Source organism: Elusimicrobiota bacterium, from assembly GCA_041660925.1.
Classification (GTDB): Bacteria; Elusimicrobiota; Elusimicrobia; order UBA1565; family UBA1565; genus JBAZUV01.
In genome coordinates this window covers 24,714-47,098 of the sequence record JBAZVI010000005.1, presented here as the reverse complement: position 1 = coordinate 47,098, position 22,385 = coordinate 24,714, and the positions used below count along the sequence as shown (strand labels likewise).

The 22,385-nt window shown below is 68.3% G+C and carries 18 protein-coding genes; 7 read left to right on the top strand and 11 right to left on the bottom strand.

Features of this window, described 5'->3' with window-relative positions:
- Nucleotides 1–39: 39 nt before the first annotated feature.
- Entirely contained in the window at nucleotides 40–2,013 is a 1,974-nt protein-coding gene (locus WC969_08265) for a hypothetical protein (protein ID MFA6029832.1), read from the top strand.
- A 350-nt stretch (nucleotides 2,014–2,363) separates the two neighbouring features.
- Here WC969_08265 and WC969_08260 read toward each other — a convergent pair whose 3' ends face one another.
- The gene (locus tag WC969_08260) at nucleotides 2,364–2,972 is read right to left on the bottom strand and encodes a hypothetical protein (protein ID MFA6029831.1); all 609 of its coding nucleotides are present in this window, start codon (nucleotides 2,970–2,972) and stop codon (nucleotides 2,364–2,366) included.
- 118 nt (nucleotides 2,973–3,090) lie between these two features.
- On the opposite strand from WC969_08260, the gene WC969_08255 reads away from it, so the two are divergent.
- Nucleotides 3,091–4,068 carry a patatin-like phospholipase family protein gene (locus tag WC969_08255; protein ID MFA6029830.1) on the top strand — a complete coding sequence of 326 codons (978 nt, stop codon included), beginning with the start codon at nucleotides 3,091–3,093 and terminating at the stop codon, nucleotides 4,066–4,068.
- A 72-nt stretch (nucleotides 4,069–4,140) separates the two neighbouring features.
- Nucleotides 4,141–4,860 carry a response regulator transcription factor gene (locus WC969_08250; GenBank protein ID MFA6029829.1) on the top strand — a complete coding sequence of 240 codons (720 nt, stop codon included), beginning with the start codon at nucleotides 4,141–4,143 and terminating at the stop codon, nucleotides 4,858–4,860.
- Nucleotides 4,861–4,933: 73 nt separating this feature from the next.
- Here WC969_08250 and WC969_08245 read toward each other — a convergent pair whose 3' ends face one another.
- Together WC969_08245 and WC969_08240 are read right to left on the bottom strand one after the other, a co-directional pair.
- On the bottom strand, nucleotides 4,934–6,271 hold the full coding sequence (locus WC969_08245) for a hypothetical protein (protein MFA6029828.1): 1,338 nt from the start codon (nucleotides 6,269–6,271) through the stop codon (nucleotides 4,934–4,936).
- Complete coding sequence (locus tag WC969_08240) at nucleotides 6,255–7,451, bottom strand: hypothetical protein (protein ID MFA6029827.1); 1,197 nt, start codon at nucleotides 7,449–7,451, stop codon at nucleotides 6,255–6,257. Before WC969_08240 ends, WC969_08245 begins: the two co-directional genes overlap by 17 nt.
- 275 nt (nucleotides 7,452–7,726) lie before the next feature.
- Between WC969_08240 and WC969_08235 the strand changes: the two genes are divergently transcribed.
- The gene (locus WC969_08235) at nucleotides 7,727–8,749 is read left to right on the top strand and encodes a hypothetical protein (GenBank protein ID MFA6029826.1); all 1,023 of its coding nucleotides are present in this window, start codon (nucleotides 7,727–7,729) and stop codon (nucleotides 8,747–8,749) included.
- A 299-nt stretch (nucleotides 8,750–9,048) separates the two neighbouring features.
- Here WC969_08235 and WC969_08230 read toward each other — a convergent pair whose 3' ends face one another.
- From WC969_08230 to WC969_08215, 4 genes are read right to left on the bottom strand one after another with little or no spacing between them, the layout of a single operon-like run.
- A complete protein-coding gene (locus WC969_08230; protein ID MFA6029825.1) occupies nucleotides 9,049–10,335 on the bottom strand; it encodes a HEAT repeat domain-containing protein in 1,287 nt (428 codons plus the stop codon).
- Entirely contained in the window at nucleotides 10,332–12,176 is a 1,845-nt protein-coding gene (locus WC969_08225) for a RecQ family ATP-dependent DNA helicase (GenBank protein ID MFA6029824.1), read from the bottom strand. The genes WC969_08230 and WC969_08225 overlap by 4 nt, the downstream gene beginning before the upstream one ends.
- A 25-nt stretch (nucleotides 12,177–12,201) precedes the next feature.
- Complete coding sequence (locus WC969_08220; GenBank protein ID MFA6029823.1) at nucleotides 12,202–12,537, bottom strand: helix-turn-helix transcriptional regulator; 336 nt, start codon at nucleotides 12,535–12,537, stop codon at nucleotides 12,202–12,204.
- Between the two features lie 21 nt (nucleotides 12,538–12,558).
- On the bottom strand, nucleotides 12,559–12,993 hold the full coding sequence (locus WC969_08215) for a type II toxin-antitoxin system RelE/ParE family toxin (GenBank protein ID MFA6029822.1): 435 nt from the start codon (nucleotides 12,991–12,993) through the stop codon (nucleotides 12,559–12,561).
- A 107-nt stretch (nucleotides 12,994–13,100) separates the two neighbouring features.
- Between WC969_08215 and WC969_08210 the strand changes: the two genes are divergently transcribed.
- Nucleotides 13,101–14,597, top strand: a complete 1,497-nt coding sequence (locus WC969_08210; GenBank protein MFA6029821.1) for an MFS transporter — start codon at nucleotides 13,101–13,103, stop codon at nucleotides 14,595–14,597.
- A 1-nt stretch (nucleotide 14,598) separates the two neighbouring features.
- Complete coding sequence (locus WC969_08205) at nucleotides 14,599–15,393, top strand: formylglycine-generating enzyme family protein (GenBank protein ID MFA6029820.1); 795 nt, start codon at nucleotides 14,599–14,601, stop codon at nucleotides 15,391–15,393.
- Between the two features lie 116 nt (nucleotides 15,394–15,509).
- Here the strand turns inward: WC969_08205 and WC969_08200 are convergent, their stop codons facing one another.
- Both WC969_08200 and topA read right to left on the bottom strand, forming a co-directional pair.
- On the bottom strand, nucleotides 15,510–17,414 hold the full coding sequence (locus WC969_08200; protein MFA6029819.1) for a hypothetical protein: 1,905 nt from the start codon (nucleotides 17,412–17,414) through the stop codon (nucleotides 15,510–15,512).
- 114 nt (nucleotides 17,415–17,528) lie between these two features.
- Nucleotides 17,529–19,406, bottom strand: coding sequence for a type I DNA topoisomerase (gene topA, locus WC969_08195; protein MFA6029818.1), 1,878 nt, complete (start codon nucleotides 19,404–19,406; stop codon nucleotides 17,529–17,531).
- Between the two features lie 46 nt (nucleotides 19,407–19,452).
- Here topA and WC969_08190 point away from each other — a divergent pair, with 46 nt between their 5' ends.
- A complete protein-coding gene (locus WC969_08190) occupies nucleotides 19,453–19,788 on the top strand; it encodes a hypothetical protein (protein MFA6029817.1) in 336 nt (111 codons plus the stop codon).
- Nucleotides 19,789–19,918: 130 nt separating this feature from the next.
- Here WC969_08190 and WC969_08185 read toward each other — a convergent pair whose 3' ends face one another.
- Nucleotides 19,919–20,692, bottom strand: a complete 774-nt coding sequence (locus WC969_08185) for a hypothetical protein (protein ID MFA6029816.1) — start codon at nucleotides 20,690–20,692, stop codon at nucleotides 19,919–19,921.
- Nucleotides 20,693–20,868: 176 nt separating this feature from the next.
- Nucleotides 20,869–22,299, bottom strand: coding sequence for a hypothetical protein (locus tag WC969_08180; protein ID MFA6029815.1), 1,431 nt, complete (start codon nucleotides 22,297–22,299; stop codon nucleotides 20,869–20,871).
- Nucleotides 22,300–22,385: the final 86 nt, after the last annotated feature.

Here is a 22,385-nt window from a genome sequence, read left to right as displayed (position 1 = left end):
CACCTTCGCGGGCGCGATATTTCAATTAACCTCATAGAGATGAAGCTGAACCGGCTTGTGCTGGGACTGGTCCTTGCCTGTCTGGGCGCGGGGGCGAGTCTGCGCGCGCAGACGGTCGCGGTGCCGGTCGGCGCGGGGGTCAGCGCCGGTGTCAGCGTCGGGGTCAGCGCCGGAACGAGCATCGGGGTGAGCGTCGGCGCGGCCATGAGCCCGGCGGCGGCGGCCGGGGTCGTCGCGGGCTTCTTCAGTTCCCAGGCACCCGATCTTGCGGCGCTCAAGCCGGTCCTCTCCTATCTGGGCACGCTCCAACCGGGCGCGCCGGGCGTACAGGCGCGCGTCGAGCCGGTGGCCCGGCAACTGCGCGCCGCGGCGCAGGTCTATCTTCAGCAGGCGGCCGCGCCGGTTGCGGCCCCGGCCGTGGGCGCCAAGGCGGCGTCCTCCGCGGCGGAGCGGCGGCTGGCGGCGCTCAGCCACCCGCTCATCCGGGCTCAGCTCACGGGTGAGCAGCGCTCGGGCGTCGACGCGGCGTATCGCGGCCTTTCGGAGCGCAAGCGCGCGCGGCTCGAGGCCAAGCTTCGCTCGCTCGGCGAGAGCTGGAAGCAGGCCGTCGACGCGGGCGTCGCCGTCTCCGCAGAGGAGGCCGTCGCGGTCCCGGCCGGCGGCGCGCGGGCCGAGCGGCCTTCGACCTGGGGGCTTCAGCCGGCGCCGGCCGCGGCCGCGGCCGTCCCGATCATGCCCCTCAGCGTCGAGAAGAATCTCGCGATCGACCGGGACCACCCCGCCCTCGCGCGCTACCTCGAGCTGCTCGCGCAGATGCATAAGGCCTGGGGCAAGCCGCCCTTCGAGAACGCGGAGCTCGAGCGGGTCCAGCGCGAGGTCGCGGCCGCCGAGGGGCTCGAGCTCATGGAGCATCCCGAGCCGGTCGAGGTCTCGCCCAAGGGTCTCCATCGGCTCAACCGCTGGGCCGCCGTGCTCCGGAAGATGGGCCTGCGCCTCTACTGGAGCCCGCTCCACAACCACTACGAGGGCTACGGTGCGCTGTACTCGGACAAGGGTTGGATCATGGGCGACGAGCTCGGGCCGCTCATGCGCAACACGAGCACGCCGCTCTTCCATGAGTTCCTGCACGCGTACGTGGCGCGCGGGAAGTACGCGGCGAAGTTCGCGCCCTTGAGGACCTTCTTCTCCCGCAGCGGCTTCGAGGCGTACCCCAAGTCCGAAGGCCGCCCCGACGCGGGCTACCTGCACTCGCCCTTCCAGGCCGACGAGATCCTGACCAACCTGCAAACCTCCTTCGACCGCGCCCGCAAGGTCCTTGCGGTCTATGCGGGCGGCAAGGAGGGGTGGAAGGCCTCCTCCCTGGAGGACGCGCCCGCGGACGTCCAGACGCTGGTCAAGACCCTCGACACGCCGATCTTCCTGTCGGAGTCCGTCCGCGAGATGTCGACCCGGCTTTTGCCCGGCGTGATGGAGTTCTCCTGGCTGGGCCTGCAGGGCAAGGCCATGTCCAAGAGCTACGGCAACACCAACCACTCCATCCCCTACGTCGGCGAGGTGGAGGAGAACGAGAAGAACGACCGCGGCTTCTACGAGTTCGAGCGCAAGGACCGCACATCCGCGTTCAGCGTCTGGTTCCTGACCGTCGCGAAGCTCAGGACGATCGAACCCGACAACACGAGGGTCTTCCCGGTGCTCTTCACGCACAACGGCTACACGGTCCGCGTGGAGCTGTCCCTGGAGGCGGTCTTGAAGGTGGACTTGAACGACCCCAAGATCCAGGATCTCGTGGTACGGTCCGCCGCTCCCGAGGCGGTCATGCGGCTGGCGCAGCTCCAGGACCTGACCGACGGACTCCAGCCCTCCATCGACCGCCTCAAGGGGCTGCAGGCGCGCGCGCGGGAGCACGTCGGCCTCAGGCTCGTTGAGGAGATCCGCGCCGCGGCCCGCGCGGCCTTCCTGCAGACGGCGTTCTTCTTCATACGGCAGCCCGAGCCGGCGGCGCCGAACAGTTAATCGGCGGGACGGAGTCGCGGAGAGGCCCCTGCGGGAAGGCGGGGGTTTTTCTTTTGGCTGCGAGAAGAGGGGAACGGACTTGCGGCGTGAGGTATGGAACTTGGAGGTATGCGCGACGCGAGGCGCATACCTCCAAGTGGCTTCTCCACCCACCCGCCCACCGGTTGCGGTGACCGGAGGCTACTCAGGTTACGGTACGGCAGTACCCTTCCCCTTCGGCGGCACCCCGGCGCCCTCACCCTCTCCCTCTCCCGCAAGCGGGAGAGGGGAAGTGTGTGCCGCGATCGCACGCGATAAGGAAGTTGATAGTGCGAACTCGCGGGAAGGGGAGTTCAGGAGCTGTAGCTGGACTAATCCTTTATGCGGCGGATCTTGTACTTGAGGCCGATGGTCAGGGCGGAGGTGCGGCGGTCGCCGCCCTCGAGGTTGGTGCTGAAGCCGAGGGTGTAGCCGACGCGTTCGCTTATGGGGACCGTGATGCCCGCCCCGAAGGTCAAGGAGTCGAAGTTGAGGTTGCCGGGGCGGTCGCCGCGGATGGAGCGTCCGGTGTGCTGGTAGCCGAAGGAGACGTAGGGGACGCCGAACCAGTCCAGCGGGTGGTTGAATATGCGGAGGATCTCCGATTTGACGCCGAGCGTGAAGAGGTCGGAGATCTGCTCCTGGCTGCTGATGCTCTGGTTGTCGTGGCCGTACGAGACCGTGAGCGCGGGGCGCAGGCGCATCGCGAAGATCATCTTCGAGGTGCCGCTGAGCGAGCCGTTGAGGGCGTAGGAGCGGGACTCCGAGCGGCCGGCGTTGCTCGTCCCCATGTCGAAGCCCGCGTCGAGGTTCCCGATGGAGAGGCCGAGCTTCTCCGAGACGACGATGGGCTCGTTGAACTTCGGGGGCTCCTCGGCGGAAGCGGCGGCGAGGAACGAGAGAAGGGCGAGAGAGGCGAGCAGGGAGGCGCGTGTCTTCATGTCCCTATCCTAGCATGCGGGCCTGTCCCGCCCGGACGAGCGTCTCCGTCGAGGATTACAGGGTGTTATGGACAGGCGGAGGGGGCCGGGCTAGACTCCTTGAGGTACGGAGGACGACATGCCTTATCGCATCCTGAGTCTCGACGGCGGCGGCATCCGCGGGGTCTATACGGCCGTGATCCTGGAGCGCCTGGAGCGCGAGGTCCCGGGATTCCTTGACGACATCGACCTCTTCGCGGGGACCTCGACGGGGGCCATCCTCGCGCTGGGGCTGGCGGCGGGGAAGAAGCCGGGCGAGCTCATCGAGCTCTATCGGCGGCACGGGAGGGAGATCTTCAGCTGTTCGATGCTGGGCGGCATCGGGAGCGGCTGGGGCTGGGCCGCTTCGAAGTACGGGAACAAGAATCTCAAAGACCGTTTGAAGGCCGTTTTCGACGCTCCGGCGCGCAGAGCGCTGCAGTTGCGGGATCTGAGGAAGGTCCTCGTGGCGGCGGTCGACCTCAACGGCACGGAGGTCGTCGCCGTGAACGGGAAGCCGGCCGCCGTCCGCTCATGGAGGGCGAAGTTCTTCCATAACTTCCCCAATCCGCCCGGGGGGAAGACCGACGGGGAAGAGTCGGTCGTGGACGTGGCCTTGCGCAGCAGCGCCGCGCCGACCTACTTCCCCTCCTACGGCGGCTACGTCGACGGCGGCGTCGTGGCGAACAACCCGTCGATGGCGGCGGTCGCCCAGGCGGTGGCGGTCGGCAAGAAGATGGAGGACCTGCGGCTTCTGTCCGTCGGGACGGGCATCAACTTGAAGGTCATCCCGGGCGCCGAGCTGGATTGGGGGAAAGCGCACTGGGGGAAGCAGATCATGGACCTGGTCGTGGACGCCACCGGCCTCGTCGCTCACTATCAGTGCCAGCAGATCCTGAAATTCCCCAATTATTGGCGCCTCAACGACCCGCTCGGCGAGGAGATCGACCTCGACGATTGTGAGAGCGTGGAGCGGCTCATCACGCTCGCGGGCAAGGTGGACCTCACGCGGGCGGTGGAATGGGCCCGGGGAGACTCCGTGAAGCCTCGCGCGCCGGGCGAGCCCTGCGGGGCATGAGGGCTAACCGTTCGTTATGGACAGGGGCAGGGTGGATGCCTATACTCTGGACGGCCTGAGGGCTCAACCGACATGGAAAACGAGACTGGAACGCCGCCTCCCGAAGTCTTGAAGGTGCTGCTCATCGAGGACAGCCCGGCGGAGGCTTGCACGCTGAGGCGGTTCCTCGAGACGATGGGCTTCGACGTCTCCGAGGCGCCGGACGGGACGAGCGGGCTGAGCGCGGCGCGCGAGCTCGTGCCGGATTTCATCGTCCTCGACCTGAACCTGCCGGACGTGACGGGCTTCGAGGTGCTGCAGGTCCTGCGCGTGGACCCGAAGACGCGGGACATCCCGATCCTCTGCTCGACCGCGGAGGCCGACCCGGCGGGCCTGCTCAAGACGGCCTCGCTGGGACTCAAGGCGGGCGGCTTGCTGCGCAAGCCGTTCACGGGGACCGAACTCTCGGAGAAGGTCTGGGACATCCTGCGCGCCAAGCGGAGCTCGGAGAAGGGCGCCGAGGCGCTGCGCTTCCTCGAGAAGGGCGCGCTCCGCATCGACCTGGTCTCGCGCACGATCTGGGTGGGGGACCGGGCGCTGCCTCCCCTGGCGGATAAGCGCTTCGAGCTGCTCTGCGCGCTGGTCCGCGCGAAGGAGCCGCTCAGCGGCGAAGCCCTGTTCAAGGAAGTCTGGGGAGGCGAGCAAGACGGCAACATCGTCGCCGTGACCGTCCAGCGCCTGCGCCGCGATCTGGCGGGCTTTCCCATCCTGCGCCTGCTCTCGACGGCCGAGGGCTACGTGCTCTGCGTGTAGGCGCTGATAAACATCTACGCTGAATGAAAGGCCCCCTTGCGGGGGCCTTTTGCGTTTGAGGACGGGCTGCAAATCAGTCGCAAGGATAATCGTCTTTGTTCCAGATGCCGTGGCGGCAGGTCTTGGGTTTGGGTTCGGGGTAGAGTTCAGTGTCGATCGGCTGCTGCTGGGGCCGCATGCTCTCCCGAATCTGGATTGCGCGCATGGTGACCCATTCTGCGGTCATTAGATAGGCTTGGTTGCTCTGTTTTTGATTGCGAAGGGAGACGAAGAGGTTCTGGACGCAGGCATCGGTGTTCCCGGGCCGGTAGCCCTCGTTGAAACGCTCGGTCTGCTTGCAGAGCCGCGCGGAGTCGATGGGCGCGGTCGGCGGGTTCGAGGGGTCGGCGCAGGCCTGCGCGGCGATCTGCTCGAACCACGAGGCGAGCAGGGCGGCGTTGCAGACGTTCGCGTCGCGATAGGCGGGGATGGCGGGGACGGCGGCAGCAGCCGGCGGTTGATTGTAGGGCTGAGCGGCTTGCGCGGCCGGCGCGTCCTGGCGGGGCTTCCAGTCCTCGCAGACCTGGTGCTTTTCGCTCGTGATGGGGGAGCTTTCGAGAATGGCGCGGGCGTCCTTCGACGCTGAGCGGAATTCGTCGTTCATCTTCTTCGTGACGAGGTCGTCCTGTTTGGCCGCCATCTGTGCGGCGGTCGTCGGGAAAGCCCCGTGCGCGTCCAGATATCTGTAATAGGCCGCACGCTCGTGGCCGAGCATGTCGGTCGCGCCGATCGAGGCTTCCATATCCTGGCGGAGCTTGATCGGGCCGCCCGGGTCCTTGCAGGTTCCCGCGCCGATGCCATTGCAATATGCGTCGACCTTCTGTTCCCAGACTTCGCGGGAATAGACCGCAGGGCTATCCGCGCCTAACGCGTTTCGCTCCCCCCATATCTCGGTATTCGTCTGGCGGACCATATCGCCCGGGCTACTGACGACCTGGACCTCCATGTTCAGATCCGCCATGTAAGAGGGATGGAGATGGCGATCGAAGATGTCCTCGTGTGGAGACTCCGCGTCATCATCCGTCATCACTCCAGTAAGTTCGAGACGCTGGATATCGAAGGCTTCTCCGGCCTTCTGCATGTTGTTGAAGACCTCGGTTCGAAAGCCATTCTCCGTGTACCCTCTTCCATGGAGGATCGACCAGGCCTGCGCTTCGATGTTCGCTTCATTGACCTCGACGCGGTGCTCTTCGATCACCTCATGGCACTGTTTGGGCGTTTGAACCGAGGGGAGGGAAGTCCCCGGGTCGATGCGTATCGGCGGGAGGGTCGGGATGCTCGGCAACCCGAAACCGGAGTCCCATGCGGACGCCGGGATGGCCCACAGGATGGAGAGGACGGCGGCGGTGAGGGTCCTAGCAGGAGCCTTCATGACGCTCCTCTTGCGCGGCCTGGTATCCCAGGCCGAAGCAGACGCCGTGGAGGATCCCGACGAGACCCGATATTCCGAAAGCCATGCGGATCTCGGAGTCCGCGGAAAGAGGCTTGAAGGGGACTCGGATCATCTCGAAGAGGACGTACCAGACGAAGACGATGAGCAGGTACTTCCAGAGACGCGAGGTGTAGCGGCCTCCCACGAGCGCCGCGATCCACGGGAACAGCCAGGGCACGATTAATCCGGGGAGGAAAGCGATGATGTCCCCGTTCATCGAGAATTTCAACCCGAGCAGCACCGTCTGGGTGACGACCCCGTACAGAACCCCGAGGTTGACGGCAACGAGGACGCTGCGGCCGATGTACGATAAACGCAGGACATGCCCCTGCCGCGAGAGCTTTGAGAGCAACGCCAGCAGACACGCGGGGACCATGACGAGGAGCCAGCCTCCCCATCCCATGAGGGAGGTGTCCGACAGGGCCTCCTTTAACGTGCTCTTCTTGAGCAGCGGGCGGGGTATGGATAGGAGTACATGCTTGGATAGGGATGTGTTGATGCGTCCATAGTTCGTGTCCCCGTAGACTCCGCCACCTGTCAGGATGAAGAAATGCTCTTTGGACTCCGTGTAGGTCTGAACCAGCCGATAGGGCGACGAGACGCGGACTTCGAAGGAGCCCGGGGGGAACTCGAACGACTGCGCGTCCTTGAGCGCGTAGGTCAGGCCTGCGCGTGAAAGCTCATCTTCCTTCGCGCGGCGCATGGACGCGAGGTCTTTGAGGCCGCCCGGGACGTCTTTGGGGATGACGAGCAGCTGCACGAGTTCCATCGGCGCGAACTTCTCAGGCGTGAAATCCTCGGGCTTAGGGAACTGGACGGTGAACGTCTTCGTTTCCGGGTGATAGACGCGTCGCGAATATGAGCGGACGACCTCGACAGGTCCGCGCATCTCTGCTTCGATGACGCAGCCTCCTTCGTAGGTGATCACCTCTCCGTAGCGGCCGACGAAGACGTTGTCCGAGGAGTATGAGCTCGACGCTCCTTGCGCGGGGGCCGCTGCGGCGGGCTCGGTCGCAGTTGGCGCCGGGATGCCGGCGTAGCGCTTCTCCTGCGCGGGGTCGGCGGCGGCGGAGCGAAAGGGGAGGGAAAGCAGGGCGGCGGCGAGGAGGAGTCGTTTCATGATGATGATTGTAGTTTTTGTCGCGAGTGTAGGGATGGGTTCATCGGGCGGAAGGGGGGAGACAATGAGCCTATGCGGGGAGGTAACGGAGATGCGGGGGGAAGGGAACTGATGGTGTGGGGTCTGGAGCTTGGAGGTATGCGCGAACGGCTGCGCATACCTCCAAGTGGCACCTCACCCCCCCGCCCGTCGGGGGCGCGACCCGGAAGCTGCACAGGTTGCGGCAGAGTCAAAACCCCTGCCGTTTCCGGCAGGGGCTTTGATATCATGGGCGCATGAGACAGGCACTGGCTTTCATCATCGTTTTCGGGTGCACGGCGGGGGCTCGGGTTCGGGCGGAGACGATGAGCGACGCGCAGTACTCGGACTTCATCGCCTACAACGCCCAGAAGGAGATCGGCTCGGCGTCGGCGCGGCTGACGAAGGAGGAGAACCGCGCGCACTGCGCGAAGGCGCTCGCGATGGCCGAGAAGCAGCTGCCGAGGACGCCGAAGCACGCGCTGCTGCGCGGGGCCCGGGCGGACGCGAACACCTGCCTCGCGAAGCTCTCCGAGGAGGGGGACGCGAAGGCGGCGGGCTACCGGGCCGCGGCGGTCAAGGACCTCGACGCCCTGCTGCTCGCCGCGCCCAACGACCACGACCTCTACGCCCGGCGCGCCGCGGCGCGCTGCGCGCCCGAGTGCGACCCCGACGGACTCATCAAGTCGATGTTCGACCTCGAGAAGGCGGTGAAGCTCCAGCCGGCGCGCAAGGAGTACCAGACGGCGCTCGCGGAGCGCTACCGCGCGGCGGGGCTGGACAAGAAGGCGGAGGCGATGGAGGCCCGGGCCGCGGGCCCCGAGGACCGCAGCGACCTCAAGGCCTGGGTCGAGGAGAAGGCCCGCAAGTACCAGGGAGACTCCTTCATGGCGCTCATGCTGCGCAACGACGCGCAGGCGACGGCCGCCACGGCCAAGGAGCTCGTGAAGCTCTGCTCGGACGTACTCGAGCGGGTGAGCGAGCCGAAGGTGAAGGCGGATTGGTTCCGCAACCGCGCGTACGCGCGCACGCTCCCACGGGAGCTCACCGCGGAGGAGAGGGCGCTGGCTCTCGAGGACTACGGCAAGGCCATCGAGTCCGACCCGAAGAACGCCCAGCGCTACTTCGACCGGGCCGACTACTACTGCCCGAGCCTCGCCTGTCCGGGGGAAGCCGGGGAGAAGGCCGCGGCCGACTACGAGCTGGCCATCAAGTACTCGAAGAAGCCGGCGGAAGAGGAGCAGTACAAGAAGAACCTGGCGAAGCTCAGAGGGAAGTAGATTTCAGGAGGACGGATGGGGAAGCCCCCGCGGAGAGGCGGGGGCTTCCCCATTTTTTGGCGGGAGGTCTGGAGGCAGGAGGTTCGGCACAGGTGGGAGGTCGATAGTGCCGAACCTCCTGCCACGCGGCACCGCCCACCCGCCCGCCGGGGGAGGCAGCCGGAGGCTGTGGAGGTTACGGCTTAAGGGTTCTACCCTCCCCTTGCCCTTCCTCGTCCCGAACATCCAGACGCCGTAGGTTCGGGACGTCCCAAAGCTACGACGTGCGGTTGTTTGGGACGAGAGGAAGGGGGACCGGACTACTTACCGCAGCACTTCTTGTACTTCTTGCCGGAGGAGCAGGGGCAGGGGTCGTTGCGGCCGATCTTGGCGGCGTCGCGCTGGACGGTGATGCCGCGGCCGGCGGCGATGTTGGCTTCCAGCGCCTTGAGCTCGTCGTCGTAGAACTCTTCCTGGGGCAGGCCCCAGAGCTTGCCGAGCCCGGCGCGCAGGGCGCGGAGCTTCTCGATGCCGGCCTGGAGGTCGTCGCAGCCCTCGAGCAGGAGGAACTCGAAGGTGTGCTGGGCGAGCAGCCAGGCGTCCTGGCGCTCGTCGCCGAAGTCCTCCCACTCGTGGGCGTCGGTGATGACCTCGTCGTCGAGGTCGTCTAAGGCCTGAGGGATCGTCTTGAGGCCGTGCTTGAGGCACTGCTGGAGCAGGTCTTCCTGATGGAGCGTGGAGCCGAACGCGTTGTCGGGGCAGACGGCGAGGCCGGCGACGCGGCGGATCTTGCGGCCGCACTCGGCGCAGTCGCCCTCTTCGCCGTGGTGGTGGTGATGGGGGTCCGTGCACGGCTTGAGGACCTCGGCGAGCGGGCGCTTGGCGGGTCGGTCCTTGGGGACCCGGCCCTGGCGATGCTCGTCCCAGACGATGTAGCCGACCCGGGCGGCGGTGGCGCTGGGGGTCCAGCCGAAGACGGGGCGGGGGCGCCAGAGCGTGACCCAGGGGTGGAGGTTGAGCTGTTCGTGCGTGAAGGGCTCGGCGCCGGAGAGATGGCCGATGGCGTCGCCGACGTCCTCGTGGCACGGGGAGTCCTCGCGCAGGGCGACGTAGATGGCCTTGAGCTCCTCTAAGACCGACTTGTCGTCGAGCTTGCCGAGCGAGAGGGCGATGACGCCGGCGTGCTCGGGGTACTTCTTGAGCGCGGCGCGCAGGTGGGGGATGGCGGTCTTGCCGATGCGGCCCAGGGTGGCGAGCGCCCAGTATTTGGCGCCGGGCTCGCCGTCCTCGAGGAGCTTCACGACGGAGGGCAGGGCCTTCTCGCCGAGCTTCGAAATGGCGTCGGAGACGGCGTCGAGGACGACCTCGTCCTTCGAGGCCTTCAGGCGTTCGATGAAGAAGGGGAGGGCGGCGGCGGTGCGGAGCTCGCCCAAGACGACGAGGAGGGGCACGGGGTTGAACCACTTCTCTTCGGCGCGCTTGAGCACGGCGGCCTGGAGGGGCGCGGCGGCGGCTTCGCCCTTCGCGATGAGGGCGCGCATGCCCTCGATGGGGTAGCCGACCTCCTGGTCCATGATGTTCTGAATCAGGGTCTCGATCTCGTTCATTCGGGGTTCTCTCCGGAGAGGGCTTTCAGGAAAAGGGGGCCGTAGCGCTCGAGCTTGCGCTCGCCGATGCCCTTGATGCCGCGCAGATCGTCGAGCGTGCGGGGCTTGAGGGCGGCGAGCTCCATGAGCGTGGCGTCGTGGAAGACGACGTAGGGGGGCACGCCGAGCTTGTCGGCGAGGCGGCGGCGCAGGGCGCGCAGGCGCTCGAAGAGCTCGGCGTCGGCGTCGAGCAACGGAAGATTGCCTTTCGCGGCCTTGCCTTTGGCCTTCTTGCCTTTGCCGCGCGGGACGGGGATGCCGAGGCGCACGACGCCCTCGCCTTGGCAGAGCGCCTTGCCGGCGTCGGTGATGCGCAGGAGCGGGTACTCGCCTTCGACGACCTCGAGGAAGCCCTGGACGATGAGCTGGTCGAGCCAGGAGCGGACGGCCGGCTCGCCGGCGTCCTTGAGGAGGCCGAAGACCTGGAGCTTGTCGTGGCCCTGGCGCTCCATGCGCTCCTCGGAGCGGCCGAGCAGGAGCTTGACCACATAGCCGGTGCCGAAGCGGCCTTCGGTGCGCCAGGCGGCGCTTAAGAGCTTCTTGGAGGTGAGCAGGGCCTCGTCGGGCGTGAGGCCCTTGGTCTCGCCGAGGCAGACGTCGCAGGCGCCGCAGCCCTCCTCGTCGTTCGGAGCCGCATACGCGGCTCCGAAATGTTCGCTAAGAAGTCTGTGGCGGCAGAGCGGGGAGACGGCGTAGCGGCCGATGGAGCGCAGCTGGCGCTCGAGCGCGCGCTCGCGCTCGGGGGGCAGGTCGGCGTCCTTCTTGGCGAGCCAGCGGTGGAGCGCGAGGTCGGAGGCGGCGAAGAGGAGCACGCACTCGGCGGGGAGGCCGTCGCGGCCGGCCCGGCCGGATTCCTGCTGGTAGTGCTCGACCGAGCGGGGGGTGTTCGCGTGCACGACGTAGCGGACGTCCGAGCGGTCGATGCCCATGCCGAAGGCGATGGTGGCGACGACGACGTCGAGCTTCTCGCCGACGAAGTCCGCCTGCGTCTTGCGGCGCTGGTCGGCGTTCAGGCCGGCGTGGTAGGGCGCGCAGGAGAGCCCGTGCGCGGTGAGCCCCTCGGCGAGGCGCTCGACGTCCTTGCGGGTCTGGGCGTAGACGATGCCGCCCTGGCCGGGGTGGCGGCGGACGACCTCGAGGACCTGGGCGGCCTGGTCGCGGCGGGGGAAGGCGCGGTAGACGAGGTTGGGCCGGTCGGGATGGCCGATGAGGCGCAGGGGCTCCCGCAGGCCGAGCTGGACGCAGATGTCGTCCTGGACCTCGGGGGTGGCGGTGGCGGTGAGCGCCATGCGCGAAGCGAGGGGGAAGCGGTCGAAGACCTCGGCTAAGCGGCGGTACTCGGGGCGGAACTCGTGGCCCCAGTGGGAGACGCAGTGGGCCTCGTCGACCGCGAGCACGGTGAGACGGGGGCCGGCGTCCTCGAGGATGTCGCCGACGAGGAGGCGCTCGGGGCTGACGTAGAGGAGCTGGGTCTCGCCGGCGGCGAGCCGGGTGTAGGCGGAGGTCTTCTCGTCGTCGTCGAGGTTCGAGTGCAGGGCGTCGGCCTTGAGCCCGGCCTCGCGCGCGGCGGCGACCTGGTCGTCCATGAGCGCGATGAGCGGCGAGACGACGAGGACGAGCCCGCTGCCGGCCGCGGCGGGGAGCTGGTAGCAGAGACTCTTGCCGCCGCCGGTGGGCAGGACGACGAGCGCGTCCTTGCCGGCGATGGCGGCCTCGGCGGCCTCCTTCTGGAGCGGCTTGAAGGTGGGGTAGCCCCAGTGCTTCTTGAGCAGGGCCTGCAGGGCGTCGGAGGGGGGCTTCATGGATGGCCGCGTCTACTAAACAAATTTAGAGCCGCCGGAGGGAGGCCGGCTTGAAGCGGATGTCGATCTCATAGCCGAGGGCGGCGGCGACGCGCTGGAGGGTGCGCAGGGTCATGCTGTGCTCGCAGGCCTCCAGGCGGGAGACCGCGTTCTGGTTCATCTTCAGGCGGGCGGCGAGCTCCTTCTGGGTCATGCGGCGCTCCTCGCGCAGGGCGTGGAGCTTCTCCGCGACGCGGAGCTCGAGGTAATAGGCCTCGAAATCCTTGCGGAAGCCCGGCTTCTTGAGGTCTTCGCGCAGGAGGTCGCGGAACTCGACGGCGCCGTCCAAGCGGCGCGGCTGCGGTCGACGGGTCGGTCTCATTGTTCGTTCTCTCGTCCTAAATCAGTGTCTCCGCTCTTCGCGGGAGAAGTCGTCATAGAAGCGTTCAGCTCTCCGCAGTTCCCGCTCCGGGACGGCGGCGCTCTTCTTGAGGAAGCCGTGCGTCGGAATCGCGCGGTCGCCGTCGAAGAAGTAAAGAAAACGGTATTCGAGGCGCGCGAAGCCGCAGCGCAGCTCCCGGATTTTCCCTCTGAGCGCATCGGCGTGCGGCCGGAGCAGGTCCGGACCGAGCTCCGAGAGGCGCTGGAGAAGGGCCATCGCCTTCCTCCGGTGCTTCTCCGGCATGTCGGCGAGGAATTCCCGTGCGTCCCGGGCCAGCACGACCTCGTACCTGCGCGGGCCGCTTCCATCTCCGCCGCCGGAGCCAAAATCTCCCGACCCCCGAAGTATATCACAAATATGTGATATCCGCCAGGGCCATCCGCGTGCCTGCGTCATGCCTGGGTTACGAGCGAGGGGTGCGGGAAGTTCCGCCGGGATGCCCGGGCCCGCCCACCCCCCCGGTGGAATTACTAATATACGCGCGAAGGACCCGGAGGCACGAGATGGCGAGCAAACTGTCGGTGTGGCAGCAGATGCGCGGGCTCCAGTCCAATTTCTGGTGCGCGAACTGGATGGAGGCCAACGAGCGGCTGGCCTACTTCGGGGCGCGGGCCATCCTCCCGCTCTACATGATCTACTCGGTGGCGCAGGGCGGCCTGGGCCTGACCTACGCCGAGAAGGGCACCATATTCTCCATCTGGGCCATCATCCAGTGCCTCGTCCCGATGGTCTCGGGCGGCTTCACCGACCAGTACGGCTACAAGAAGTCCCTCTATGTGGCCTACACCATCAACATCATCGGCTACCTGTGCTATTCGGTGGCGGGCGGGTTCTGGAGCGCGCTGGCTTCCTCGTGCCTCATCGGTCTGGGCACGGCCATCTTCAAGCCGCCGGTGCAGGGCACCATCGCGAAGGCGTCGACCGAGGACAACAGCTCGATCGCCTGGGGCATCTTCTACTGGATGGTCAACGTGGGCGGCTTCCTGGCGCCGATCCTGGCGGCCATCCTGCGCGGCGAGACGAACTTCAAGCTCGTCTTCCTCTGCGCGGCGGGGGTGACGGCGTTCAACTTCATCCCGACCTACTTCTTCTATCAGGAGCCGGAGAAGGCGCCGGACGCGAAGAAGAAGACGGTCGCGGAGACCTTCATCACGACCATCACCACGCTCAAGGACAAGAACTTCCTCATCTTCCTGGGCATCTTCAGCGGCTTCTGGCTCATGTTCATGCAGCTCTGGGACCTGCTGCCGAACTTCATCGACGAGTGGGTGACCTCGACCGACATCGCCCCGCTCTTCGCGTGGATCAGCAAGGACACGGTGCTGGCGAGCGGGAACGTGAAGCCGGAGATGCTCATCAACATCGACTCCTTCGCCATCATCGCGCTCATGCTGCCCATCTCGTGGCTGACGGGCAAGTTCCATCCGATGGTCGCGCTCATCGGCGGCATGGTCATCTCGGTGGCGGCCTTCATCTGGGCGGGCGCGACGCCGCTGGGCTCGATGGTGGCGCTGGCGATCTTCGTCTTCGCCATCGGCGAGATGGTCTGCAGCCCGAAGTTCTCGGAGTACATCGGGCTCACCGCCCCGCCGGACAAGAAGGCGCTCTACATGGGCTACTCGAACATCCCCTTCGCCATCGGCTGGGGCGTCGGGAACTTCGCCTCGGGCTTCCTCTACGAGAGCATGGGCAGCAAGATCCGCTTCGCGCGGCTCTACCTGACCGACGTGCTGGGCCAGAGCGCGGAGGCGGTGAAGGCCCTGCCCAACGAGAAGGTCATGGACGCGATGCTGGCGCTCATGAACGGCGGCAAGGGCGCGACGATGCAGGAAGCCAACAAGCTCCTCTGGGACCTCCACCATCCCTGGAAGGTCTGGGTGGTGCTGGGCATGGTCGGCGTCGCCTCGACGCTGGGCATGATGGTCTACTACTACAACCACCAGCGCATGGCGAAGCCGAAGCCGATGCCGGCCGAGCTGGAAGTGGAGCGGGCAGACTGAGGTGAGGACCTTCGGCCTCGCGGCCGGGCTGGCCATCCTGCTCTGCGGGCTCCTCATCGGTCCGCGGGCGCAGGGCCAGGCGCCCGGGGCCGAGGCGGCGGGCATCGTCTGGGTGAGCATCCCGGGCGGCTCGTTCATGATGGGCGCCGACCATTATCCCGACGAGAAGCCGGCGCATCCGGTCATGGTGCGCGGCTTCGAGATGGCGAAGTCGGTGGTGACCAATAAGCAGTACCGCGCCTGCGTCGCGGCGGGGGCCTGCAGCCCTCCCCTCGAGTGCGTGCCTTCGAACTTCCTCGGCGAACACTACCCGGCGGTCTGCGTGAGCTGGAAGCAGGCGAAGGCCTTCGCCGAGTGGGCGGGCGGGCGCCTGCCGAGCGAGGCCGAGTGGGAGTACGCCGCCCGCTCGGGCGGCAAGCAGGTCAAGTTCCCCTGGGGCGACGCCGAGGCGACCTGCCGGCGCGCGGTCTTCTCGGAGGGGGGCTTCGACGGCTGCGGCATGGAGCGGACCTGGCCGGTCTGCTCGAAGCCGGAAGGGAACACGGAGCAGGGCCTCTGCGACATGGCGGGCAACGTCTGGCAGTGGTGCCAGGACTGGCACCACGAGAACTACGTCGGCGCCCCGGCCGACGGCGCGGCCTGGGAGAAGCCGATGGGCAACCATCGCGTCATCCGCGGCGGCTCCTGGGACCGGCGCCAGCGCCGCATGATGACCACGCACCGCAGCGACGAGATCCCCGAGCTGCGCGTCGCCTCCATCGGCTTCCGCCCCGTCCGCGACCTCCCCAGAAAGTAGCGTTTATCGCCGTTTCTCCTTCTCCTTCCAAATAGACTCATACCTCCATTTTTTAAACCAGGTATGCGGATACCTGTTATCCGCAAAACAGGTTCCGGGACAACAGGTATGAGGGGCTATTTGCGGGACTGGAGGAGGCGCTCGAGCAGGGTGCGGTTGAGGTAGGTCTTGCCGTCGGGGCCCTTGAGCAGGGCTTCGGGGGGGAGCTTCATGCCGGCCTTCACGGCGTCCTTGACGACCTGCGGGACCTTGCCCATGGGGATGGCGTTGGGGTCGAGCTGATAATCGGGCTCGGGCTCGGCTTCGTCGAGCCCGACGCGCGTGCGCACGGCGTTGAGCGCGGCGAAGAGCGCGCGCTTCCACCACGGGACGTGCGGCCGGAGCACGGCGAAGCGCTGGATGAAGTCGTGGGCGCTCGCGCGCAGGCGGAGCCCGGGGTCCTCGACGGCGCGCATCTCCTTCGAGATGTAGGGCGAGTTCACGGCGAGAGGCTCGACGGAGGAGTACTCGCTGGGGCTGAGCACTTGAAGGTCGAGGTACGAGAAGAGCTGGGGCCGCGAGTGGTTGGAGTCGACGACGACGAAGCGCCACTGGCCGTTTTCGCGGAAGGCGCCCTGGAGGAGGACGGCGTGATCGCCGCCGCGCAGGGCCTTGGGGGCGTGCCAGCTCACCGTCACCAGGAGCGCGCCGTGCGCGCGCAGGAGCGCGGCGAGGGCCTCGGGGCCGTCGGGCGGCGTGTGGCGTACGGCTTCGAGGCCGAGGCGGTGGAGGAGGAAGCGGCTCTCGTGCTGGGCGAGGCCCTCCTTGCGCACCTTCGTGCCGTTGGAGGCCTCGACGGCGGCGAGGAAGCTGAGGTAGGGGAGCTGGCTCGCGAGCGCGGCGAGGCGGGGATGGTTGTAGGCCTGCTGGACGGCGCAGTCGCCGTAGCACTGGACGCGGATGGGCTCGCCCGTGAGCGGGTCGCCGACGTAGGCGCCGGGGTCGCGGCGCTGGAGCTCGCGCACGCGCGCGAGGAGCTCGGAGGCCTTGAACTCGCCCATGCGGCCGTAGAGCGCGGGGCCGCCGCGGTCCTTGGCCGAGTCCATCAGCGCGTACGCCTGCATCGCGAGCGCCCGGCGGGTCATGTCGCCGATGGGGGCCATCTTCGCCGCGGCGAGCAGGCGTCGGCCGGCCTCGAGGGCGAGGCCGTACTGGCGGCGGGCGAGGAAGCTCTCCGCGGTCTTGAGAGTGTTGCCGAGGTCGAGGACGGCGGGGGATGTCCCGGCGCGCGTGATGCGGGTGCGCAGGAGTTCGACGGCGGCCTTGCCGGTTCGCTCGCGCAGCTCGGGGTGGTTCTGCTGGAGGTAGGCCAGGCGCGCGAGCGCGTGGACGGGGGCGCCGTCCTTCACGTGCTCGGCGAGCGTCGGGTCCTCGGAGAGGGCCTTGGGCAGGCCCTTGAGGAGCGCGCTGCCGTCGTAGGCGCGCTCGAGCTTGCCGGCGTCGATCTTGCCGTCGACGGAGAGGCCCGCGCGCAGGGCCCCGACCTGGAGGCCGGCCTGGCGGGCGTTCTCGAGGACGACGCGGGCCTCGGCGAGGGTCTTCTTGTACTCGAGCTCCGCGGGGGAATCGGTGAAGCGGCTCTCGGGCGTGATGCGGGAGTCGTAAGCCGGGTTCGAGTGCGCGATGAGCGCCGCGGCGGCCTCGGCCTGCGCCTTGAGGAGGACGGCGGGAGCGGCCTGTTCCAGCGCTGCGCGCTGGGCGGGGAGCAGGGCGGCTTCGCCGGTCAGCGCGCGGAAGCGCTCGATGGAAGCGATGCGGAGCTGGACGACCGGGTTCGGGGCGGGGGCGGTAAGCGCGGGGCCGAGCTTGAGCGAGCCGCCGGAGAGCGAGGCCGAGGGCGCGAGCGAGGCGGAGGGGGCGGCGCCGACGCCGTTGACGCTGGTCCCCGAGGGGATCTCGGTGACCTGACCCGTGCGCGGCTGCGCGTGGAGCGGCGCGCAGAGAAGAAGCGCAAGGAGCGCCGAAGGGATGGAGGGGGCCATCGCTATTAGGATAACCGTACGATTTACATTATCAAGACCTAATAGGGCCTAGGACACCTGGTGTCGCCACACCCGGTGTCGTGACACCTGGTGTGGCGACACCAGGTGTCGAGGCTATTTGGAGGCGGCGGGGGGCGCGGTGCGGCCCCCCTCATCCCCTGACCCTCTCCCGTGTGGCGGGAGAGGGGTGGGGGGCTGGGGGGCGAGGGGGTCGTAGCGGAGGCCGGCGCGCTTGGCGAGCTCGAGGACGGCGAAGCTCGCGTCGGTGACGACCTTCTCCCAGGCGGCCTCGCCGCGGGCGATGCGGTCGAGGTCTTCCTCCAGCCGGGCGGTGTAGTCGAGGTCGATGAAGTTGCCCTTGTAGAAGCGCAGGAGGAAGTCGGTGACGCCGAGGCCGAGCGGGGTGGCCTGGAGCTTGCGCTTCTCTTCTTTGACGTAGCCGCGCTCGAGGATGACGCGCATGATGTTGGCGTAGGTGGAGGGGCGGCCGATGCCGTCGTGCTCGAGCTTCTTGATGAGCGAGGCCTGCGTGTAGCGCGGCGGGGGCTTCGTCGAGCGCTTGAGCGCGTCGAGGCCGAGCAGGTTCAGGGGGTCGCCGGCCTCGAGCATGGGGAGAAGGTCGTCGGACTCCTCCTCGTCGTCGGCTTCGGCGGCGGCGTCGCTCTCGGCCGCGGCGCCCTTCTTCTTCGGGGCCTTCTTCTTCGCTTCTTCGGTGGCGTCCTCGCCGGTGAGCTTGCGCCAGCCGTCGAAGACGAGGACCTTTCCCTTGGCCTGGAAGAGCGCCATGGGGACGATCTTCCCCTCGTCGGTCTTCCAGACGCCGGGCGCGCAGGCGACGTCGAGGGTCGTGATCTGGTCGCGGCCGCTGGCCATCTGGCAGGCGATGAAGCGCTGCCAGATGAGCCGATAGAGCTTGCCCGCGTCGCCCGCGCCCTCGGCGTCGGGGCCGGACTCGGGGTGGGTGGGGCGGATGGCCTCGTGCGCCTCCTGGGCGTTGGCGGCCTTCGTCGAGTGGATGACGGGGTCCTTGGGCAGGTACTCGGGCGCGAACTGCTTGCCGACGATCGCGCGCGCGGAGGCGATGCCCTCGGCCGAGAGCGCGGTCGAGTCGGTGCGGTGGTAGGTGATCTTGCCGTCCTCGAAGAGCGACTGCAGGACCTTCATCGTGACGTCGGGGTTGAAGCCGAGCCGGACCGAGGCGGCCTGCTGGACGGTGGCGGTGCTGAAGGGGGGCGGCGGGTTGCGCACGCTCTCGCGGCGGTCGCAGCCGAGGACCTGCCACTTCTGCTTCTTGCACCACTCGACGGTCTTGGCGGCGAGGGTCGGGTCGTTCAGGCGCTGGGCCAGCGGCCGGCCCTTCCACTCGATGAGCTTGGCCGAGAAGGGCGGGGGGGTGCCGGCCTTCTCGAGCTTGGCCGAGAGCACATGGTACTCGACGGTCCGGTGCTTCTTGATCTCCTTCTCGCGCTCGGCGACGAGGCGCAGCGCGACCGACTGCACGCGCCCGGCGCTGCGCGCCTCCTTGCCGACACGGCGCAAAGTCGGGCTGACGACCCAGCCGACGACGCGGTCGAGCACGCGCCGCGCCTGCTGGGCGTCGATGAGGTGCTGGTCGAGCTCGCGGGGCGCTTCCATGGCCTTCTGCACCGCGGCCTTGGTGACGGCGTGGAAGACGACGCGGCGGTAGCGGCGCTCGCCGAGCAGCTTGCTCACGTGCCAGGCGATGGCCTCGCCCTCCCGGTCGGGGTCGGTGGCGAGCAGGACCTCCTCGGCCTCCTTCGCGAGCTCGGCGAGCTCGGCGATGTGGCGGCCGGAGCGCTCGAGCATCTCGTAGGTGGGGAGGATGCGCCCGTTCTCGAAGGCGACGGCGAGCCCGCCCTTGGCCGGCAGATCGCGCACGTGGCCGAAGGAGGCCGCGACGCGGAAGCCCGCGCCGAGGAACTCGCGGATCTTGCGGACCTTGTTGGGGGACTCGACGATGACGAGCTTCATGGAGGCACGGGTAGTTTACGAAATCCGCCCGTGATAGAATCAGGGCATGTGGAGGCTCGGCCCCGCCTTCGTCGCCTGCCTGCTCCTCGCGGCGCACTTCCTGCGCTGGGGGAAGTACGGCGCGGTGGCGGTCTGCTTCTTCATCCCGTCCTTCGCGCTCGTCGTGCGCCGACGCTGGTCGCTGCGGCTCCTGCAGGGCCTGCTCGGCCTGGGGACCCTCGTCTGGATGCAGGCCGGCGTGCGCTTCGGGGTCGAGCGGCTCCAGCACGGCGAGCCCTGGATGCGCATGGCGGTCATCCTCGGCTCCGTGGCCGGCTTCAGCGCCGTCGCCGCCTGGCTGCTCGAGCAGCCGCCCGTCCTTTCGAAATACCAGAATAGATAGCCGGCCAACCTGTTTCCCGGCAACCTGTTTGCGGGGAAGCAGGTCGGGCTCTATTTGGAAGGGACGAAAACCCCCGCCGGGGGGGTGCGGACCGGCGGGGGCGTCCTGCTCCGCTGAGCGCGAGGAACGCTCAGCGCTTATCGTGCATGGCGTCGCTCTTGTACGCCGCGAGCGCGGCGACGATGAGCGGGTCGAGGTCGTCGGCTGCGACCTCCACCTGCCAGCGGTCCACCAGGATGGGCCAGGGGAGGAGCTGGCGGGCGAGGAAGTACTCGAAGTCGGAACCGGGGCCGTAATACTTCCGGTGGTCGAAGTCGCGCGTGATGCTCGCGGCCTCGGCGCCGAGGACCGTCTTCAGGACGATGCGCTCGGCGTCGCGGGGGGTCTCCTCCGAGACGGCGACCGTGATGCCCCGCTCGTCGAGGACGCGGTAGATCACGCCCCGGGAGGCCAGGGGGAAGCCGAGCTTCGTGACGATCTGCTCGATCTGGAAGCGGCCGAGGAGCCGGTCCTCGGGACCGCGGACCTCGAAGACCTGGGTCGTTCCCAGGATCGGCAACGGTCGCGCGTGCAGGAGCTCGGTCCCGCCGGTGCTGTAGATGAAGTCCCTGCGATGCTCGAAGGCCCCGAGCTCGACGCTCCCGCCCTTCCCATCCTCCACCGAGAGCGCGAAGCAGGGCATCGCGCAGCTCTTCTGGTCGATGCGGAAGCTGCGCGGGAAGGACGCCGTCTGCGGCAGGGGTTTTCCCTCGACCGCGGCGACGGCGGGGACTTCGACGACGGGCCGCTCGGCGGCGCCGAGGACGTCCTGGACGGAGGGGAGCGGCGGGAACGCGCCGCTTTCCTGGGCGGCGGCGCTCACGGAGAGCTGGGCGGCGACGAGCAAAGCGATGAGGGCGCGCATGAGACCTCCTTGCTCTCTCCATTACAGCTTGGAACGTGCCCGGGTGAGGTGGGGCTATCGGGGCCGCGGGGCCGACTCAACGGACCCAGCCGGCAGGCGGGTCCACGGACCTTGTGGGGAGGGAACTTTTCGGAGGGGTCGAACGTAAGCCGGGTGGGGTCGGGAGGACGGCCGGATCAGTCGGAAAGACCGGGGGAATCGGCGGGCTTGGAGGTCCACCAGGCGGCGCGGCCGACGGCGTCGACGAGCGCCTGGCGCATGGAGGGGCGGCCGATGAGCGGGACGGCGGCGAGGAGGGGATGCTCGACGAGATGCTCGGCGCCCGCGATGACGTGCACGGAACGGCCGGTGCGGCCGGCCTCCTCGACGGCCTCGCGGACGCTGGCGTCGAGCTCCCCGTTGCGGCGGTCGATGGCGAGCTCCCGCATGACCTCCCAGTTGCGCCAGGTGGCGTAGAGCTTGCGGGCGAGGTCGAGGTAGTAGCCGAAGCCGCGGCGCTCGCTGAAGAGGTGCTGGTTCACGTCGTAGAGGTTCATGTGATGCTGGAGGACGGGATGATGCGAGAGGTCGTAGGTCTCCTGGCGGTCCCAGCCGCGGACCTCGAGCTTCACGCTGATCTTCGCGGCGGGGCCGAGGAGCGTCGGGTCGAAGCCGCGCTTCGCGAGATAGAGGAGGGCTTCAGTGCCGCGTAGCGTGGGGCCGAAGTAGCCTTCGTCGAGGATGATGGCGCCCTTCTCGGGGCGCAGGTCGCCGGCGAGGAGCCGCATGTTCTCCGCGATGAGGGCCTTGTCGGTGTGGCGCTCGCCGTAGAAGAAGACCTGGGCGACGGTCCGGTTCGCCGCGCCCCGGAACTCGTAGCCCTTCGCGAAGCGGCCGCCCTTGTGGGCGAGGAGCTTGCGCAGGAACCAGTCGAGCGGGGCGAGGCCGTGGCCGGGCGACTCCTCGATGGGCCGCCAGGAGAAGATGCTGCCGGGCGAGAGGTCGGCCACGCCGCCGTGGCCGTCGAGCTCGGTGAGCTCGAAGCGGTCCCGGCCGCCGATGCCGGGCTCTTCGAAGGAGGGGATCTCGATGCCGGGGTGGACTTCGAAGTCTCCCGCGGCGGGGGCGGCGCCGTCGAAGAACGCGGAAAGAAAATCCTCGACGGGCATGAGCTCGAGCCCGCGCGCCGCTTCCTCATCGAGGCGCTCGGTCTTCGCGGTTCCGTCAGCGTCTCTCGCGGAGGAGAGCGCGGCCGCCCCGTCCGCGGCGGGGAGCGGGGAAGCCGTCTTCGCCGCGACGACCGCGGGCGCCGCGTCCTGCACGGCGAGCCCGGCGGCTTGGACGACAGATCCTTCGATGGACGCGGCCGCGGCTGGCCGGACCGCAACGGCGGGCGTCGGGACCGGCGCCAGCGTCGGCTGGGTCTGCAGGAGCGGGGCCGGCAGAAGGAGCTGCTGCGCGGGTGCGGGGACGACGAGCCCGCGGGCGAGCTCCGAGCCGACCGCGGCGGCGGCGCCGCCGAGCGCGGCCGGCGGCACGGGCGTCACCCGCGCCTGCTGGGCGGAGGCGGGGAGCGCCGCAAGGAGCGCGGCGAAGACGAGAGGACCGGCGAGGTCCCGGAGGGGCATCCCTCGAAGGGTAGCCGGGGCGGGGGGAGCGCTTCAGGGCTTTTCGCCCTATATATACGGGCGCGATAGACCTATGCACGGCTGGT

Bases quoted from the DNA above. Each gene is read 5' to 3' on its own strand.
- WC969_08185 (MFA6029816.1), bottom strand. From the start codon at position 20,692: ATGCGCGCCCTCATCGCTTTGCTCGTCGCCGCCCAGCTCTCCGTGAGC.
- WC969_08200 (MFA6029819.1), bottom strand. From the start codon at position 17,414: ATGGCCCCCTCCATCCCTTCGGCGCTCCTTGCGCTTCTTCTCTGCGCG.
- WC969_08190 (MFA6029817.1), top strand. From the start codon at position 19,453: ATGTGGAGGCTCGGCCCCGCCTTCGTCGCCTGCCTGCTCCTCGCGGCG.
- WC969_08230 (MFA6029825.1), bottom strand. From the start codon at position 10,335: ATGAACGAGATCGAGACCCTGATTCAGAACATCATGGACCAGGAGGTC.
- WC969_08225 (MFA6029824.1), bottom strand. From the start codon at position 12,176: ATGAAGCCCCCCTCCGACGCCCTGCAGGCCCTGCTCAAGAAGCACTGG.
- WC969_08235 (MFA6029826.1), top strand. From the start codon at position 7,727: ATGAGACAGGCACTGGCTTTCATCATCGTTTTCGGGTGCACGGCGGGG.
- WC969_08260 (MFA6029831.1), bottom strand. From the start codon at position 2,972: ATGAAGACACGCGCCTCCCTGCTCGCCTCTCTCGCCCTTCTCTCGTTC.
- topA (MFA6029818.1), bottom strand. From the start codon at position 19,406: ATGAAGCTCGTCATCGTCGAGTCCCCCAACAAGGTCCGCAAGATCCGC.
- WC969_08245 (MFA6029828.1), bottom strand. From the start codon at position 6,271: ATGAAGGCTCCTGCTAGGACCCTCACCGCCGCCGTCCTCTCCATCCTG.
- WC969_08210 (MFA6029821.1), top strand. From the start codon at position 13,101: ATGGCGAGCAAACTGTCGGTGTGGCAGCAGATGCGCGGGCTCCAGTCC.
- WC969_08265 (MFA6029832.1), top strand. From the start codon at position 40: ATGAAGCTGAACCGGCTTGTGCTGGGACTGGTCCTTGCCTGTCTGGGC.
- WC969_08215 (MFA6029822.1), bottom strand. From the start codon at position 12,993: ATGACGCAGGCACGCGGATGGCCCTGGCGGATATCACATATTTGTGAT.
- WC969_08180 (MFA6029815.1), bottom strand. From the start codon at position 22,299: ATGCCCCTCCGGGACCTCGCCGGTCCTCTCGTCTTCGCCGCGCTCCTT.
- WC969_08255 (MFA6029830.1), top strand. From the start codon at position 3,091: ATGCCTTATCGCATCCTGAGTCTCGACGGCGGCGGCATCCGCGGGGTC.
- WC969_08250 (MFA6029829.1), top strand. From the start codon at position 4,141: ATGGAAAACGAGACTGGAACGCCGCCTCCCGAAGTCTTGAAGGTGCTG.
- WC969_08240 (MFA6029827.1), bottom strand. From the start codon at position 7,451: ATGAAACGACTCCTCCTCGCCGCCGCCCTGCTTTCCCTCCCCTTTCGC.
- WC969_08220 (MFA6029823.1), bottom strand. From the start codon at position 12,537: ATGAGACCGACCCGTCGACCGCAGCCGCGCCGCTTGGACGGCGCCGTC.